Source organism: Streptomyces sp. NPDC097981, from assembly GCF_040302565.1.
In the GTDB taxonomy this organism is placed as follows: domain Bacteria; phylum Actinomycetota; class Actinomycetes; order Streptomycetales; family Streptomycetaceae; genus Streptomyces.
Genome location: NZ_JBEORW010000002.1, coordinates 115,294 through 131,691, shown reverse-complemented (window position 1 = coordinate 131,691; position 16,398 = coordinate 115,294). Strand labels below are relative to the sequence as shown.

The window sequence follows — 16,398 nt, the reverse complement described above, 5'->3', positions numbered from 1 at the left end:
GCCCACCGAAGGGAGTTGGCCAATTCCTGGCCGGAACCAACCGAACGTTCCGACCGTCTCCTGACTTCTCGTGCCGCGCGTGCGACCCTGCGGCCGATCCGCACCGACAGTTCTTCACCCCCACCCTGCCCGGTCCACCGGGACCGGGCACGGCAGAAGGAGTCCTGCGTGAATCGTCATCGCACGGCAGCATCGGTCCTCATGGCGGCGGGCGCCCTGATCGCGGGCGCGCTGACGGCGGCCACCCCCTCGGTCGCCGCCGACGCCCCGGCCTCGTTCAAGCAGCAGCACAGCCAGGGTTTCTGGACCGCCGAGCGGATGCGCAGCGCCACCCCGCTGGACGTGACGACAGCGCCCGGATCCGGGCGGGCGCCGGCCGTGGCCGCGGCCCGGCCCACGGCGGTCGCCCCGACGGCGGCGTCTTCTGCGGCGTCCGCAGTGGCAGCCTCCCCGACGGCGTTCCCGCAGGCGGGCGGCGCGTGGACGGGTGGCGGCGCGGTGGTCAAGACCTCGGGCCGGGTCTTCTTCACCTTCGGTGACCGGACCGCGTCCTGCTCCGGCGACTCGATCACCAGTGCCAACGGCAGCACGGTCATCACCGCCGGCCACTGCGTGAAGTACCAGGGCACCTGGCACACCAACTGGATCTTCGTCCCCGCGTACGACAACGGGAACGCGCCCTACGGCCAGTGGTCGGCCACCAAGACCTTCGCCACCGACCAGTGGGCCGCCAGCGAGGACATGAACATGGACGTCGGCCTCGCCGTCGTCGCCCCGCTGAACGGACAGAAGCTCAGCCAGGTCGTCGGCGCCCAGGGGATCCTGTTCAACGGCGGCTACAACAAGAAGATGTACTCCTTCGGGTTCCCGGCGGCCGCGCCCTACGACGGCACCAAGCTGGTCTACTGCAGCGGGAACACCGGCAAGGACTTCCTGCTGACCAAGGACCACAGCCTGGGCTGCAACATGACCGGCGGCTCCAGCGGCGGCCCCTGGCTCCAGGACTTCAACGAGGCCACGGGCCTGGGCACCCAGGTCTCGGTGAACAGCTTCGGCTACAACTTCCTGCCCAACCGCATGTTCGGCCCGTACTTCGGCAACGAGGCGAAGGCGGCCTACGACAAGGCCCAGAATTCCTGACCCGGCAGCCCCCCACCTGCCGGTACTCTGTACCGGCCAGGTGGGTTGCCCGAGCGGCCTAAGGGAACGGTCTTGAAAACCGTCGTGGCGCGAGTCACCGTGGGTTCAAATCCCACACCCACCGCCAGCTCAGCGAATGCGCTGGTCAGAAGGGGCGTCCCGGGTCCGGGGCGCCCCTTCGTCTTCGTCATGGGCGGGGCGAGTCCGGGGTGCGGAGGCGGCCCGGGGTGGTGCCGAGGCGTTGGCGGAGCAGGGTGGTGAGGGTCGAGGCGTTCTCGTAGCCGACGCGGCGGGCCACGGCCTCGGTGGGGAGACCGGTGGTGCGCAGCAGGTGGGCGGCCTGTTCGAGGCGGATGGTCTGGGCGAACCGCAGCGGTGACACCCCCAGTACCCGGTCCACCGCCCGCTGCAGGGTCCGCTCGCTGGTACCGACCGCCCGGGCCGCGTCCGCCATCCGCAGGGGCTCGTCGATGTGCCGGCGCACCCAGCGTTCGAAGGCGCTGACCGTGGGATCGGTGCGGGCGAGGTGGCTGGGTATCGCGTAACCCGCCTGGGTAGGGCGGTCGTCGACCACCAGGTAGCGGGCCGTGAGTTCGGCCAGTGCGGGGCTCGCCTGCCTGACCAGCGCGAGGGCCAGGTCGAGGTGGGCCATGGCAGCGCCGGCAGTGATCACTCCGTCCGCGTGGGCCAGCATGTTGCTCTCGTCCAGACCCACATGCGGGTAGGCCTGCCGGAAGGCCGGGGCCAGCCACCAACTGGTGGTGGCACGGAGCCCGTCCAGGATTCCGGCCTCGGCGAGGAGGAACGTGCTCGTGCAGGCCGCGGCCAGGGGGATGCCGTCGGCCCGGGCCTGCCGCAGCGCCTCGCGCTCCGGACCGCGCTGCGCCGACGCCACCCAGTCCAGCAGCGGCTCGGGCTGCTTGGGGCCGGCACCCGGTACGAGGAGGAGGTCGGGCCGCGGGGCGTCCGCGACGGCGACGGCCTCGATCGCGTGCCCCGAGGCGGTGCGCACGGCGCCGGAGCCGCTGACCCGGGTCAGTTCCCAGCGCGGCGGGGGATGAGGGAGCTCGCCCCGCAGTTCATTGGCCATCTGGAGGACGTCGAGGACCGTGGCCAGCCCGGAGTCGAAGAGGTCGTCCATGACCAGCACCGAGATTCGCATGGCGGAAACGGTAAAGCATCCGGCGGATCCGCCACTGAGCACGGGCGGGGCCCGCTCCTACGGTGGTCGTACCGCACAGCGCGCACCGCACGGCGCGGTACGCCCACTGCAGAAGGAGAGCCTCCATGACCAGCGCTTCCGTCCCCGACACCACCCGTCTCGGCCTGCTCGCCCGGATCGAGGCCAAGCCGGAGCACGCCGCCGACGTCGAGGCGCTCCTCACCGGCGCCCTGGCCCTGGCCCAGCAGGAAACCGGCACCACGGTCTGGTTTGCTCTGCGGCTCGGACCGACCACGTTCGGCATCTTCGATGCCTTCGGCACCGACGAGGACCGCACCGCCCACCTCCAGGGCGAGATCGCCGCGGCCCTGATGGAGAACGCCCCGAAGCTGCTCGCCGAGGACCCCGAGATCCTCCCGGTCGACATCCTGGCGGCCAAGCTCGCCTGAGGCGGCCAAGGAGGCCAAGGAGGCCAAGGAGGCCAAGGCTGCCAAGGCGGCCGACCGGGTGCCGGGCGGTCCGGTCAGTAGTCCTTGAGGGTGATCGACTTCGCCGCCTTCTGGACCGGCTCCATGACCTTGGCCATCATGCGCTCCCTCAGGTCGCCGCGCATGATCTCGGCGTCGCGGCTCTCCCGGGCGTCGAAGGCGTCGCCGTCCAGCGTGGCCACCCGCTTGCCCGCGGCGTTGACGATGGAGCCGCCCTGGACGTCGGTGCGCTGCGCGCGGACGGCGTCCAGCACGCCGATGCGGGACACCACGTCGAGGGCGGCGCCCCGGACGTCGATCTTGTACCCGCCCTCACGGAGGGCCGGGGCCCGTTCGACCACGGTCGGCCGGAAGCCGTGCCGCCGCAGCCAATAGGCCAAGGCCGTGCCCGCAATGCCGGCGCCGGAAATCAGGACGTCCTGGTTCTGCATGGAAGTGCCCCCGCTGGCTGACCGTCTCGCCGAACTGGCAGATGTGAGTGGCCGGTTCGTGGTCCCCCGGCCACGAGAAGGCAAGAGCCGTCGCGCCTGCGGATCATGATTCGCCCGTGGCGCGAATGTCGATGTCCCGGCCGGCGCACAGTGCCCCGTCCCGGCCCGTACGCGGGTCTCGGAAGGTCGCGTTGGGCCCTTCGAGTGGTGTTTGTCGGAAGATCGGCGCGCGTGGTGGGGGCGCTGCGGTTGCGGACACATCATGACGAATGTATGCAGATCCGCCCGTCGGAACATCGCGAATCGAAGGACCTCTTCATGGCTCACCGCATCACCGTCAAGTCGGTCTGGACCGCAGTCGTCGCCGTCGTCGTGGCGCTCCTCGCCTCCCTCGGGTTCGGCGCCAAGGCCGCCAAGACCGCCCCGGCTGCCCCGGCAGCCCCCTCCGGCCTTGCTCCTTCCGGCCTCACTGCCGCCGTACGCCGGCCGGTGCGGCCGATGAGCCGGAGGTCCTGGCGGGCGATGATGCGTGGCGGATCCCTCCCGCCGACCATCAAGCAGCGGATCCGCGCCGAGGCGCACGGCAAGGCTCCGTCCGTCCGCCGCTCGACCACCGCCGCGTCCCTGGCCGGTGGCACCGTCGGAGCCGGTCGCGAACAGCTCGATCTGGCCGCGTAGCGCCCGTACGGTGACGCGCACCGGGTACCTCGTACGAACGCGGTAGGCAGTGAGGCAGTACCGCGGCAGCAGCAACATCAGCCGCAAGGGACATCAGGAGCAACAGCAGCAGGCGCTGGAGCCCGGTCGGCAGCTCGCGACCGCGGATCGCGCCGGTGATGTGCCCCGGAGCGGGGCACGACAGGAACGCCCCGGCGGGCGCCAGGGGCGCGCAGGGGGCGTGAAGCTTGGTATCGCAGGGCCGCAGGGCCGGGAGACGGTGGGGTTCCCGGACGGCGCGGCCCTTTTCGGCATGCCCGGCGCACACAGATTTGAGGGAACGTTTCAGCATGCGCGTGACGGCGGTTTCGACGGCTTCCGAGGCGCTGACATGCGCCGATGGGGTGTGAATGAGGTTTATTCGATGTTGCTCATGCTTGCGAGGGAATCGCGGACTCCGAGGCGGTTCGCCAGGGATTCGGTGGGCAACTCTGGTCTCGCGACGTCGTCACCACACGGAAAGACCGAGGCGGCCGGCCAACTGCCTTGGAGAAACTCCCACTTCGGTTTTCTGGAGGATTCAGACATGGCAAGCATCCGTACCGCCCGCGTCATGGCCGCCGTCGCCGCTCTCCCCCTCGCCGTCGGCCTCTTCGGCGGGCTGGCCTCGGCCGACAACGGCTCCTTCGCGAACGACGGATCGACTGCGAGTGCCGGCAGCATCTTCGGCAGCGGTGTCGGCGGGAGCAACCTCGGCAACTCGTCCACCTCCCAGCAGATCGCCACCGGCTCCGGCGCGTCCAACCAGAACAACACCGCGCAGGTCAACGGCTCGGCCTTCACGGCGATCCACCAGGCCAACTCGAACATCGCGGTCGACTTCCACCCCTGGTGGTAGGGGTTCTCCCGTCCTCTGAGCATCGAGGGCGCCCGTGCCACCGGACCGGCTGGGGTCCGGTGGGGCGGGCGCCCTCGTGCGTCCGCACCTGCGCCCGCGTCCGAGCCCGACCTTGACACCGGCAGTGAATCTGACGGACAGTCAGGTTCACTCGACGATGCGAAGCCGGGAGGCCAGCGCCGTGCACCTCGCCCCGACCGAAGGCCAGTTGCGGCTCCGCGCCGAACTGCGGGAGTACTTCCACGATCTGCTGCCGGACGGGCCCCCCGAGGACCCCGCCGCCCAGCGTGCACTGCTGCGCCGCATCGGCTCCGACGGACTGCTCGGCCTCGGCTGGCCGGTCGAGTACGGCGGCCAAGGGCGCGGTCCCGACGAGCAGTTCGTGTTCTTCGACGAGGCCTACCGGGCCGGCGCCCCCGTCTCCATGGTCACCCTCAACACCGTCGGGCCGACCCTGATGAAGTACGGGACCCCGGAGCAGAAGGACTACTTCCTGCCCCGGATCCTCAGCGGCGAGACCGTCTTCGCCATCGGCTACTCGGAGCCCGGGGCCGGTACGGACCTCGCCTCGCTGCGCACCCGCGCCGTACGCGACGGAGCCGACTGGGTCGTCGACGGGCAGAAGATCTTCACCTCCAACGCCCAGAACGCGGACTGGATCTGGCTCGCCTGCCGCACCGATCCCGACGCCCCCAAGCACAAGGGCATCTCGATCATCCTGGTGCCCACCGACGCCCCCGGCTTCGCGTGGACCCCGATCGCCACGGTCGGCGGCCTCACGACCACCTCCACGTACTACGACGCGCTCCGCGTGCCCGCCGGCAACCTCGTCGGCCCCGAGCACGGCGGCTGGGGGCTGATCACCAACCAGCTCAACCACGAGCGCGTGGCCCTCGCCGCCATCGGCATGCAGGCCGAGGACTTCTACAAGCGCGTGCTCTGCCATGCCCGGACCCCCGATCCGGTCACCGGCGAACGCCCCGCCGACCGGCCCTGGGTGCGCTCCCGGCTCGCCGAGGCACATGCCCGGCTGGCCGCCGTACGCCTCCTCAACTGGCGCCTCGTCCAGGACGTGGGCAGCGGCGCACTGGCCCCCGGCGACGCCAGCGGGGTGAAGTTCCTCAGCACCGAGTCCACCGTCGAGGTGTACCGGATGTGCCAGGAGGTGGTCGGTGAGGAGGCTCTCGTACGGGGGCCTGCGGCCTTCGCCGGAGGCGAGCTGGAACGGATGAACCGGGCCGCCCAGATCAACACCTTCGGCGGCGGGGTCAGCGAGGTCCAGCGGGAGATCGTCGCCATGATGCGGCTCGGCATGAAGGGGAGGAAGCGATGACCGCCACGGCGGACCAGGCAGCGGGAGCCGAGGAGGCGGCCCGGTTCCACACGCTGCTGAAGGCCTTCGAAGGGCAGCCCGCCGCCACCGCGGGCCGGGGCAAGGACCCGGTCAACCAGCCGATGATCCGCCACTGGTGCGAGGCGATGGGCGACGCCGACCCCGCCTACTCGGGCCCGGACGCCATCGCCCCGCCCACCATGCTCCAGGCCTGGACGATGGGCGGGCTCTCCGGCCACGGCGACCGCTCCACCGCGTACGACGAGCTCCTCGCCCTGCTCGACGGCGCGGGCTGCACCTCCGTCGTGGCCACGGACTGCGAGCAGGAGTACCTGCGTCCGCTGCGCCCCGGCGACACGATCACATTCGACGCCGTCATCGAGTCCGTGTCCCCGCGCAAGACGACCAAGCTGGGCACCGGCCACTTCGTGACGACCCGCACGGACGTCCGCGCGGACGGCGAACTCGCCGGGACCCACCGCTTCCGGATCCTCAAGTACGCGCCCGCCGCCGGCGGCGCGAAGAAGCCCGCCGCCCGGCGCCCCCGCCCGGTGGTCAACCGCGACAACCAGGGCTTCTGGGACGGGGTCGCGGAACACAAGCTGCTGATCCAGCGCTGCGCCGCCTGCACGGCCCTCCGCTTCCCCTGGCTGCCCGGCTGCAATGCCTGCGCGAGCCTGGAGTGGGACACCGTCGAGGCCTCCGGCGCCGGCACGGTGTTCAGCTACGTCGTCATGCACCACCCGCCGTTCCCCGCCTTCACCGCGCATGAACATGCCGCTGCCGCGGCGGGTCCCTACGCGGTCGCCCTCGTCGAACTCGCCGAGGGCGTCCGGATGGTCAGCAACATCACCGGCGTCCCGTACGACAAGGTGCGCATCGGGCTGCCCGTGCACCTGGAGTTCCTGCGGGTCGACGAGGACCTGGAGCTGCCGGTCTTCCGGGGGAGCGAGGGCTGATGGACTTCCACCCCACCGAGGACCAGGCCGCGGCGGCCGGACTCGCCGGCCGGATCTTCCGCGACCTCGCCACCCACGAACGCCTCGCCGCCGCCGGCACCGGCAGCGACGCCGAGCTGTGGAAGGCCCTCACCGCCGCCGGGCTGACCACCGCCGTGGAGGACATCGGCCTCCTCGGCCTGGTGCTGCTGCTGGAGGAGCAGGGCCGCACCACCGCGCAGGTCCCGTACGCCGCCACCTGCGTGTACGGGATCCTGCCCGTCTCCGCGCACGGCAGCGCCGAGCAGCGCGCCCGGCTGCTGCCCGCCCTGGGCTCGGGCGAGGCGGTCGCCACCGGCGCCTTCCCGGCCCGCGGCCGCATCACTGCCTCGGCGGACGGACGGCTGACCGGGACCGCGCCCGTCGTGCCCTGGCTGCGCGACGCCACGCACGTGCTGGTCCCGGACGCCGACCGGGCCCTGTGGTTCGTACGGACGGACGCGCCCGGCGTCGGGACGCCGGAGGTGGAGACCACGGCACCCTGGTCGGCGGGGCGGCTCATCCTGGCCGGGGCCGAGGCGGAACGGCTCGGGGACGGCCGGGCCCACGACGAGGTCCTCGCCACCGCCCGCACCGCCTTCGCCGGGCTGCAGGCGGGGGTCTGCACCGGCTCCCTGGCCCGTGCGGTCGAGTACACCTCCACCCGCGAGCAGTTCGGCCGGCCGCTCTCCACGAACCAGGGCGTGATGCTGCGCGCCGCCGACGCGTACATGGACACGGAGGCGATCCGGGTCACCGCGTACGAGGCGGCCTGGCGGATCGACGAGGGGCTTCCGGCCCGCGAGCATGCCCTGACCGCGGCCTGGTGGGCCTCGGAAGCGGGCAAGCGGGTCGTGCACGCGGGCCAGCACCTGCACGGCGGGATGGGCGCCGACCTGGACCATCCCGTCCACCGGCACTTCCTCTGGGGGCGCCAGCTGGACGCGTACCTGGGCTGCGGCAGCGAACTGCTGGCCGAACTGGGCGCGCTCCTGTCCGACCACGCCGCACCCGAGGGGGACGACGCATGAACGTCGGCGACACACTGGCGCCGCTGGAGATCCCCGTGACCCGCACGCTGATCGTCGCGGGCGCGATCGCCTCGCGCGACTACCAGGACGTGCACCACGACGCCTCGCTCGCCCGCGAGAAGGGCTCCCCGGACATCTTCATGAACATCCTGACCACCAACGGCCTGGTCGGCCGGTACATCACCGACCGCCTCGGGCCGGGCGCCGTCCTGCGCAAGGTGGCCATCCGCCTCGGCGCACCCAACTACCCGGGCGACACCATGGTCCTGACCGGCACCGTGGTCGCCGTCGACGGGCGCAGGGTGGAGATCCGGGTCGTCGGCGCCAACGGCATCGGCCACCACGTCACCGGCACGGTCACCGCGGAGGTGGCGGCATGAGCGTCCGACGACGTGACACGCTCGGCGGGCGCGCCGCCATCGCCGGAATCGGCGCGACCGAGTTCTCCAAGGACTCCGGCCGCAGTGAGCTGCGGCTCGCCGTCGAGGCCGTGCACGCCGCCCTGGACGACGCCGGGCTGACCCCCGCAGACGTCGACGGCATGGTCACCTTCACCATGGACACCAGCCCCGAGATCACCGTGGCCCAGGCCGCCGGGATCGGGGACCTCTCCTTCTTCTCCCGCATCCACTACGGCGGCGGCGCGGCCTGCGCCACCGTCCAGCAGGCCGCCCTCGCCGTCGCCGCAGGGATCGCGGAGGTCGTGGTCTGCTACCGGGCCTTCAACGAGCGCTCCGGCCGGCGCTTCGGCTCCGGCGTGCAGCAGCGCGAGCCCTCGGCGGAGGGCGCGGCGCTCGGCTGGTCGCTGCCCTGGGGGCTGCTCACCCCGGCCTCCTGGGTGGCCATGACCGCCCAGCGCTATCTGCACGCCTACAACCTGACCCCCGAGGCCTTCGGCCATGTCGCCGTCACCGACCGCCGGCACGCCGCGAACAACCCCGCCGCGTACTTCCACGGCAAGCCCATCACCCTCGCCGACCATGCCGCCTCACGCTGGATCGTCGAACCGCTGCGGCTGCTGGACTGCTGTCAGGAGACGGACGGCGGCCAGGCGCTGATCGTCACCAGCACCGAACGGGCCCGGAACCTGCGCCACGCGCCCGCCGTGATCACCGCGGCCGCGCAGGGCGCAGGGCGCCGCCAGGAGGGCATGACCTCCTTCTACCGCGACGACCTCACCGGGCTGCCGGAGATGGACGTGGTCGCCCGGCAGCTGTGGCGGACCAGCGGACTGCGGCCCTCGGACATCGACGTCGGCATCCTCTACGACCACTTCACCCCGTTCGTCCTGATGCAGCTTGAGGGGTTCGGCTTCTGCGAGCCCGGCGAGGCCGCCGGCTTCGTGGCCGCGGACGGGCTGCCGCTCAACACCCACGGCGGCCAGCTCGGCGAGGCGTACCTGCACGGCATGAACGGCATCGCCGAGGCTGTCCGCCAGCTGCGCGGCACCTCCGTCAACCAGGTGGCGGGAGCCGCCCGTGCCCTGGTCACGGCCGGTACGGGGGTGCCGACGTCCGGACTGATCCTCGGCGCCGACGGCTGAGGCCGGATTCCGGGCGCCGGCCTGCGGGCCGTCCCCGGCGCCACCCCCGGCTCACCCCGCCTCCTCCACCTTCAGGAGGTGAGGTGAGCCCCACCCCTACAACCTGAGATGGATCCGGCTTCGGCACTTGCGGCCGATCCCAGGAGCGGCCCGCGCTTCTAGCGTGGAGCCATGACCACGCCTGTGTGCACGCTCGCCTCGAATCCGACGCCGTACCCGTCGTTCTCGGCGTACGTCCGGACCCGCGGCACGGTCCTGATGCGCACCGCACGCTCGCTCACCGCCAACCCGTGCGATGCCGAGGACCTGCTCCAGACGGCCCTCGCCAAGACCTACGTCGCCTGGGACCGCATCGAGGACCACCGCGCCCTCGACGGATACGTCCGGCGGGCCCTGGTCAACACGCGTACCTCCCAGTGGCGCAAGCGCAAGGTCGACGAGTTCGCCTGCGACGAGCTCCCGGAAACCGAGGCGACGCCCGCGTCCGACCCCGCCGAGGCGCAGGCGCTGCGCGACGCGATGTGGCGCGCGGTGACCCGGCTGCCCGACCGGCAGCGCGCGATGGTCGTACTGCGCTACTACGAGGACCTCAGCGAGGCGCAGACCGCCGACCTGCTCGGAGTCTCGATCGGCACCGTCAAGAGCGCCGTCTCGCGCGCGCTGGTCAAGCTCCGCGAGGACCCGGAGCTCACGCCGGTCCGCTGAACGGCCGACGTCTCACCGGGGGCACCTCCCGGCGGCGGCCGGGGAGAAACAGCCAGGGCCGGGGCGCCGTGGCTGTTTCACGTGAAACATCCCCGCTGCCCCGGCGCTGTGCGCCGTGCACTGCGCGCCCGCCCCCAGCCTGTGCACGATGCCACCGCAAGGACCCGAACAGCGATTACTTGCCGCGTTTGTACCCCCGGGTAGTGACATGCCGACCGGTACGTGCGCAGAATCGGCAGCATCCGTAGCCGCCGCAGCGCCGCAGCGCCCACCGGGAGGACGCTTTGCTGAGCACCATGCAGGACGTACCGCTCCTCGTCACCCGCATACTCCAGCACGGGATGACGATCCACGGAAAATCCCAGGTCACGACCTGGACCGGGGAGGCCGAGCCGCACCGCCGCAGCTTCGCCGAGATCGGTACCCGTGCCACCCGCCTCGCCAACGCCCTGCGCGACGGACTGGGCGTCCAGCAGGACGACCGGGTGGCCACCCTGATGTGGAACAACGCGGAGCACGTCGAGGCCTACTTCGCGATCCCCTCCATGGGCGCTGTCCTCCACACCCTCAACCTGCGACTGCCGCCCGAGCAGCTGGTCTTCATCGTCAACCACGCAGCCGACCGGGTCGTGCTGGTCAACGGGTCCCTGCTGCCCCTGCTCGCACCGCTGCTCCCGCACCTGCCCGTCGTCGAGCACGTGGTGGTCTCCGGCATCGGCGACCGATCCCTGCTCGACGGGCTGAACGTACGCGTCCACGAGTACGAGGAGCTCCTCGACGGCCGCCCCGACAGCTACGACTGGCCGGAGCTGGACGAGCGCCAGGCCGCCGCCATGTGCTACACCTCCGGGACCACCGGAGACCCCAAGGGCGTCATCTACTCCCACCGCTCGATCTACCTGCACTCCATGCAGGTCAACATGACCGAGTCGATGGGCCTGACCGACAAGGACACCAGCCTCGTCGTCGTCCCCCAGTTCCACGTGAACGCCTGGGGCCTGCCCCACGCCACCTTCATGACCGGCATCAACATGCTGATGCCGGACCGGTTCCTCCAGCCGGCCCCGCTCGCCGAGATGATCGAGCGGGAGAAGCCCTCGCACGCCGCGGCCGTCCCCACCATCTGGCAGGGGCTGCTCGCCGAGGTCACCGCCAACCCGCGCGACCTCACCTCCATGAAGCAGGTCACCATCGGCGGCGCGGCCTGTCCGCCCTCCCTGATGGAGGCCTACGACAAGCTCGGCGTCCGCCTCTGCCACGCCTGGGGCATGACCGAGACCTCCCCGCTGGGCACCATGGCGCACCCGCCGGCCGGCCTGAGCGCCGAGGAGGAGTGGCCGTACCGGATCACCCAGGGCCGCTTCCCGGCGGGCGTCGAGCCCCGCCTGGTGGGCCCCGGGGGCGACATCCTGCCCTGGGACGGCGAGTCGGCGGGCGAGCTGGAGGTGCGCGGCACCTGGATCGCGGGTGCCTACTACGGCGGCGCCTCCGGCGAACCGCTGCGCCCCGAGGACAAGTTCAGCGCGGACGGCTGGCTCAAGACCGGAGACGTCGGCGTGATCAGCCCCGACGGGTTCCTCACGCTGACCGACCGGGCCAAGGACGTCATCAAGTCCGGTGGTGAGTGGATCTCCAGCGTGGAGCTGGAGAACGCGCTGATGGCGCACCCCGAGGTCGCCGAGGCGGCGGTCGTCGCCGTCCCCGACGACAAGTGGGGCGAGCGCCCGCTGGCCACCGTCGTCCTCAGGGAGGGCGCGACCGTGGACTACGCGGGGCTGCGCGTCTTCCTCGGCCAGTCCATCGCCAAGTGGCAGCTGCCCGAGCGCTGGACGACCGTCACGGCCGTGCCGAAGACCAGCGTCGGCAAATTCGACAAGAAGGTGATCCGCAAGCAGTACGCGGACGGCGAGCTGGAGGTCATCAGGCTCGACTGACCGCGGACTGCCACCTGCTCAGCCCTGGCCGCCCTTCGTCAGCCAGGGCCGCAGCAGCCTGCTGACCGCGGGCATCGCCAGGTAGGTCATCAACGTGCTGAAGACCACGGCGAACACGGCCGTCCGCAGGATGAAGTGCAGGTTCACGAGGTACGGCCCGAGCACCGCGTTGCCGGCGAGCGAGATCGGGAAGATGGCCAGCCCCGAGCTGATCGCCATCTTCCACCGCGGCGGCGCGGGCCGGGTCGTACCCGGCTTGGCGAACCACGTCTCCATGCCGTGCAGTTCGCGCCGGGCTATCTCGGTGTGGTGGTGCCCGAGGCAGTTGGAGAACCACTGGGCCCGCTCTGCGGAGTCCTGCCACCGCTGGAAGGCGGCCTGGTCCCGGAAGCGGTGGACCAGGAACCACGGCCCGCCGTCCGTCGCCGGACGGAACAGCCCGTACCCCAGGTGGCCCGGGAACGTCGAGGCCGTCTCCAGGATGCCGTGGGCCCAGGCCTCGAACGTCTCCTCGTGCCCCGGCTCCACCTGCCGGGCGATGAGCAGGTTCACTTCCCCGTTGTCGGCGGGGACGGCCTGCTCGCTCGTGTCGATGATGGCCATCGGGCCAGGATGACTAGTTCGTGCCGATCTTGGCGAGCAGATCCACGATGCGGCCCTGGACGTCCGGCGTGGTGGACCGCTCGGCGAGGAAGAGCACGCTCTCCCCGGAGGCCAGCCGCGGCAGTTCGGCCGGGTCGATCCCCGCGGTCGTGTAGACGACCAGCGGCGTCCGGTTGAGCTGCCCGTTGGCGCGCAGCCAGTCCACGATCCCGGCCCGCCGGCGCCGGACCTGCATGAGGTCCATGACGACCAGGTTGGGCCGCATCCGCGTCGCCAGCTCCACCGCGTCGGTGTCCGCCCCCGCCCGTGCGACCTGGAGACCGCGCCGTTCCAGGGCGGCCGTCAGAGCCGTCGCGATCGCGTCGTGCTCCTCGATCAGCAGCACCCGGGAGGGGTGCTGCTCGCTGTCGCGCGGCGCGAGCGCCTTGAGGAGGACGGCCGGGTCGGCCCCGTACGCCGCCTCGCGCGTGGCGTGCCCCAGACCGGCCGTGACCAGTACGGGGACCTCGGCGGCCACCGCCGCCTGGCGCAGGGACTGCAGGGCGGTCCGGGTGATCGGCCCGGTCAGCGGGTCCACGAACAGTGCGGCGGGGAACGCGGCGATCTGCGCGTCCACCTCCTCACGGGAGTGCACGATCACCGGCCGGTAGCCGCGATCGCTGAGCGCCTGCTGGGTCTGCACGTCCGGGGCCGGCCACACCAGGAGGCGGCGCGGGTTGTCCAGCGGCTCCGGAGGCAGCTCGTCGTCCACGGGCAGCGGTACGGGCGGCCGGTTGACCACCTCGACGGCGCCCCCGGGACCGTCCAGCGGTTCGGGGCCCTCGTCGGCGCCCGCCTCGGGGGCTCCTATCGCGAACGCCCGGCCCTGGGGCGCGGGCTCGGCGAGCCGGCGCCGGCGGCCGGAGCCGCTCGTGGCGCCCGCGCCGTTGGTGCTTGCGGAGTCGACCGAGATGCCCTGGCCGAGGGTGCCGAGGGCGCGCACGCTGATCGGCTGTGCGGCCTCGGCCGCGGACTCCTGCGGTTGCCGGGCCCCGGGCACGGCAACCTGACCGGAGGCCTCCTCGTCCTCGGGAGCGGTCCGGGCCGCCGGAACCGGCCAGGCCGGAGTGGCGGGCAGCGCACGCCGCCGCCCGGTCGGGGGTACGGGCTCCTCGGCGGCCGCGGCCGGCGGCGCGGCGGGAGCCGCGGGCTCGGTACCGGGCGCGCCCAGGACCCGGCGGCCACGCCGCCCGGCCGGGACGTCGCCCTCGGTCTCGCCGGGAGCGGAGGCCTGCGCAGCGGCCTGAGCCGGGGCCGGGGCCGGGGCCTCGGCCGGGGCGGGAGCCGCGGCCGGAGTCGGGCCGGCGGGCAGCGCGAAGCCGCCCTCCGGGGCGATGGGCCGTACGGGGGCCTGCGGGGCGGCCGGAGCCGGCCGGAGACCCGTCGCGGGCACGGGACCGCCGGGCTGCGGCGCGGCAGCGGGACCCAGCGCCCGTCGACGCCCGGCGGGATGCTCGCTCACCGGAACCGGCGGCACGGCGGGCACCGGCGGTACGGGAGGCACGGGCGGCACCGGAGAGCCCAACGGCACCGGCGAGCCCTGCGGCCCCACAGGAACGCCGGGACCGGGACCAGGAGCCGGCTGCGGCACCGGCGGCAGAGCGGGCATGGCGGTTCCCTGCGGGGGCACGGGCCGGCCGGGACCGCCCTGAGCGCCCTCGCCGCCGCTTCCGTTTCCGTTTCCGTCGCCGTCCCGGCCGCGCCGGCGCCCGGTTCCCAGCCCCGCCGGGTTCACCGGGGACTGCGCGAGCTCGGGGCCCGTGGCGGGAGCGTCCGGGGCGCCGGCCTCGCCCGCCCGCCGCCGCCCGGACGGCAGCGCCAGGGCGCTCCCGCCCTCGGCGGCCCCGTTCGGCCGTGCCTCGTCGGCGCCGTCCTCCAGGAACGCGTCCACCCCGCGCCGGGCCCGCCGCCCGGCGGGGCCCTTCTCCGCGGCCTCCTCGGCCGACGGCTCCTTCGCGGGCTCCTGCACGGGCTCCGGCAGCGTCACCGTTCCGGCTCCCGCACCCAGCGGCAGCTCCAGTACGTACGCACCGCCGGGCGCGCCCGGCACCTCCACCGTCTGGAGCACACCCCCGTGCGCGCCGACGATGCCCCGCACGATCGGCTCGTGCACCGGGTTCCCGCCCTCGAACGGCCCGCGCACCTCGATCCGTACGACCTCGCCCCGCTGAGCGGCGGCCACCACGATGGTCGAGTCGCTGTACCCGCTGCCCTGGGGGGTCTTGCCGGTGGCGTCCACCCCGGCGACGTCCGCGACGAGGTGCGCGAGGGCGCCGGCGATCCGCTCCGCGTCCACCTCGGCCTCGATGGTCGGCGCGTGCACGGCGAACTGCACGCGGCCCGGGCCGATCAGCTCGACCGCGCCGTCGATGCCGGCGGCGACGACCTTGTTGATCAGTACCTTCTTCTTCCTGAGCTTCTCGGCGCCCGCGTCGAGGCGCTGGAAGCCGAGCACGTTGTCGACCAGCGTGGTCATCCGGGAGTACCCGGCGGCCAGGTGGTGCAGGAGCTGGTTGGCCTCGGGCCACAGCTGCCCCGCGTCGTCGGCGGCCAGCGTGGCCAGTTCCCCGCGCAGTTCCTCCAGCGGCCCGCGCAGCGACTCGCCGAGGACCGCCAGCAGCTGTGCGTGCCGCGCGGCCAGGGCGTCGTAGGGCCGGCGGTCCGTGAAGGTCATGACGGCGCCGACGAGCAGCTCCCCGTCCCGTACGGGCGAGGTCGTCAGGTCGACGGCGACGGGCTGTCCGGCCTTGTTCCACAGGACCTGGCCGCGCACCCGGTGCTTGCGGCCGCTGCGCAGGGTGTCGGCGAGCGGGGACTCCTCGAAGGGGAACGGCGAACCGTCGGTGCGCGAGTGCTGGATCAGCCCGTGCAGTTCGCGGTTGCCGAGATCGGTGGCGCGGTACCCGAGGATCTGGGCGGCGGCCGGGTTGACGAGGACGACCCGCCCGTCGGTGTCCGTGCCGACGACGCCCTCGGCGGCGGCCCGCAGGATCATCTCGGTCTGCCGCTGCGAGCGGGCCAGCTCGGCCTCGGTGTCCACGGTCTCGGAGAGGTCGCGCACGACGAGCATCAGCAGCTCGTCACCGGTGTAGGGCTGCGGCTCGCGGTAGGCGTCGCGGCCGTCGAGGTGGGCGGCGGTGACCTCGACGGGGAACTCGCTGCCGTCGGTGCGGCGCGCGAGCATCCGCTTGGGCTTGGCCCGGCCGCCCTCGTCCTCGCCGGGCCGGCGCATGGAGCCGGGGATCAGCTTGGAGTCGAACTCGGGCAGGAGGTCCAGCACGCCGCGGCCGACGAGCCCGGTGCCGGGGCTCTCCATGACCTCAAGGGCGATCGAATTCGCGTTGACGACCGTGCCGTTGGCGTTGACGAGCAACAGCGCGTCCGGAAGAGCGTCGAGTATTGCTGCGAGGCGAGCAGCGCCTCGGGATGGCCTGCTGCTCACGACGAGCTTCCTCCC

At 72.7% G+C, this 16,398-nt stretch carries 15 protein-coding genes and 1 tRNA gene; 12 read left to right on the top strand and 4 right to left on the bottom strand.

The window, feature by feature from the left end; all coding sequences use genetic code 11:
- Positions 1-168 precede the first annotated feature (168 nt).
- Positions 169-1,140 carry a trypsin-like serine peptidase gene (locus ABTY04_RS02305; RefSeq protein WP_352211408.1) on the top strand — a complete coding sequence of 324 codons (972 nt, stop codon included), beginning with the start codon at positions 169-171 and terminating at the stop codon, positions 1,138-1,140.
- Between the two features lie 39 nt (positions 1,141-1,179).
- Positions 1,180-1,267, top strand: a tRNA-Ser gene (locus tag ABTY04_RS02300).
- 60 nt (positions 1,268-1,327) lie between these two features.
- Here the strand turns inward: ABTY04_RS02300 and ABTY04_RS02295 are convergent.
- Complete coding sequence (locus ABTY04_RS02295) at positions 1,328-2,302, bottom strand: GlxA family transcriptional regulator (protein ID WP_352211407.1); 975 nt, start codon at positions 2,300-2,302, stop codon at positions 1,328-1,330.
- A gap of 125 nt (positions 2,303-2,427) precedes the next feature.
- Between ABTY04_RS02295 and ABTY04_RS02290 the strand changes: the two genes are divergently transcribed.
- Entirely contained in the window at positions 2,428-2,751 is a 324-nt protein-coding gene (locus ABTY04_RS02290; RefSeq protein WP_352211406.1) for a putative quinol monooxygenase, read from the top strand.
- A gap of 74 nt (positions 2,752-2,825) precedes the next feature.
- Here ABTY04_RS02290 and ABTY04_RS02285 read toward each other — a convergent pair whose 3' ends face one another.
- Positions 2,826-3,221: an FAD-dependent monooxygenase gene (locus tag ABTY04_RS02285; RefSeq protein ID WP_352211405.1), complete on the bottom strand. Its 396-nt coding sequence runs from the start codon at positions 3,219-3,221 to the stop codon at positions 2,826-2,828.
- A 318-nt stretch (positions 3,222-3,539) separates the two neighbouring features.
- Between ABTY04_RS02285 and ABTY04_RS02280 the strand changes: the two genes are divergently transcribed.
- The 9 genes from ABTY04_RS02280 (at position 3,540) to ABTY04_RS02240 (ending at position 12,299) form a co-directional block, all read left to right on the top strand.
- Complete coding sequence (locus ABTY04_RS02280) at positions 3,540-3,899, top strand: DUF6344 domain-containing protein (protein WP_352211404.1); 360 nt, start codon at positions 3,540-3,542, stop codon at positions 3,897-3,899.
- Positions 3,900-4,464: 565 nt separating this feature from the next.
- Positions 4,465-4,776, top strand: coding sequence for a hypothetical protein (locus ABTY04_RS02275; protein WP_352211403.1), 312 nt, complete (start codon positions 4,465-4,467; stop codon positions 4,774-4,776).
- Between the two features lie 181 nt (positions 4,777-4,957).
- Entirely contained in the window at positions 4,958-6,109 is a 1,152-nt protein-coding gene (locus tag ABTY04_RS02270) for an acyl-CoA dehydrogenase family protein (protein WP_352211587.1), read from the top strand.
- Positions 6,106-7,068: a bifunctional MaoC family dehydratase N-terminal/OB-fold nucleic acid binding domain-containing protein gene (locus ABTY04_RS02265; RefSeq protein WP_352211402.1), complete on the top strand. Its 963-nt coding sequence runs from the start codon at positions 6,106-6,108 to the stop codon at positions 7,066-7,068. Before ABTY04_RS02270 ends, ABTY04_RS02265 begins: the two co-directional genes overlap by 4 nt.
- Entirely contained in the window at positions 7,068-8,117 is a 1,050-nt protein-coding gene (locus tag ABTY04_RS02260) for an acyl-CoA dehydrogenase family protein (RefSeq protein ID WP_352211401.1), read from the top strand. Before ABTY04_RS02265 ends, ABTY04_RS02260 begins: the two co-directional genes overlap by 1 nt.
- Complete coding sequence (locus tag ABTY04_RS02255) at positions 8,114-8,497, top strand: MaoC family dehydratase (RefSeq protein ID WP_352211400.1); 384 nt, start codon at positions 8,114-8,116, stop codon at positions 8,495-8,497. The genes ABTY04_RS02260 and ABTY04_RS02255 overlap by 4 nt, the downstream gene beginning before the upstream one ends.
- Positions 8,494-9,660 (top strand): lipid-transfer protein, encoded by a 1,167-nt coding sequence (locus tag ABTY04_RS02250; protein WP_352211399.1) that lies wholly within the window; start codon positions 8,494-8,496, stop codon positions 9,658-9,660. The genes ABTY04_RS02255 and ABTY04_RS02250 overlap by 4 nt, the downstream gene beginning before the upstream one ends.
- A gap of 171 nt (positions 9,661-9,831) precedes the next feature.
- Entirely contained in the window at positions 9,832-10,365 is a 534-nt protein-coding gene (locus ABTY04_RS02245; RefSeq protein WP_352211398.1) for a SigE family RNA polymerase sigma factor, read from the top strand.
- 284 nt (positions 10,366-10,649) lie between these two features.
- Positions 10,650-12,299 (top strand): long-chain fatty acid--CoA ligase, encoded by a 1,650-nt coding sequence (locus ABTY04_RS02240; protein ID WP_352211397.1) that lies wholly within the window; start codon positions 10,650-10,652, stop codon positions 12,297-12,299.
- A gap of 18 nt (positions 12,300-12,317) precedes the next feature.
- On the opposite strand, the gene ABTY04_RS02235 is transcribed toward ABTY04_RS02240, so the two are convergent.
- Together ABTY04_RS02235 and ABTY04_RS02230 are read right to left on the bottom strand one after the other, a co-directional pair.
- Positions 12,318-12,902, bottom strand: coding sequence for an antibiotic biosynthesis monooxygenase (locus tag ABTY04_RS02235; RefSeq protein WP_352211396.1), 585 nt, complete (start codon positions 12,900-12,902; stop codon positions 12,318-12,320).
- Positions 12,903-12,915: 13 nt separating this feature from the next.
- The gene (locus tag ABTY04_RS02230; protein ID WP_352211395.1) at positions 12,916-16,383 is read right to left on the bottom strand and encodes a PAS domain-containing protein; all 3,468 of its coding nucleotides are present in this window, start codon (positions 16,381-16,383) and stop codon (positions 12,916-12,918) included.
- Between the last annotated feature and the right edge of the window lie 15 nt (positions 16,384-16,398).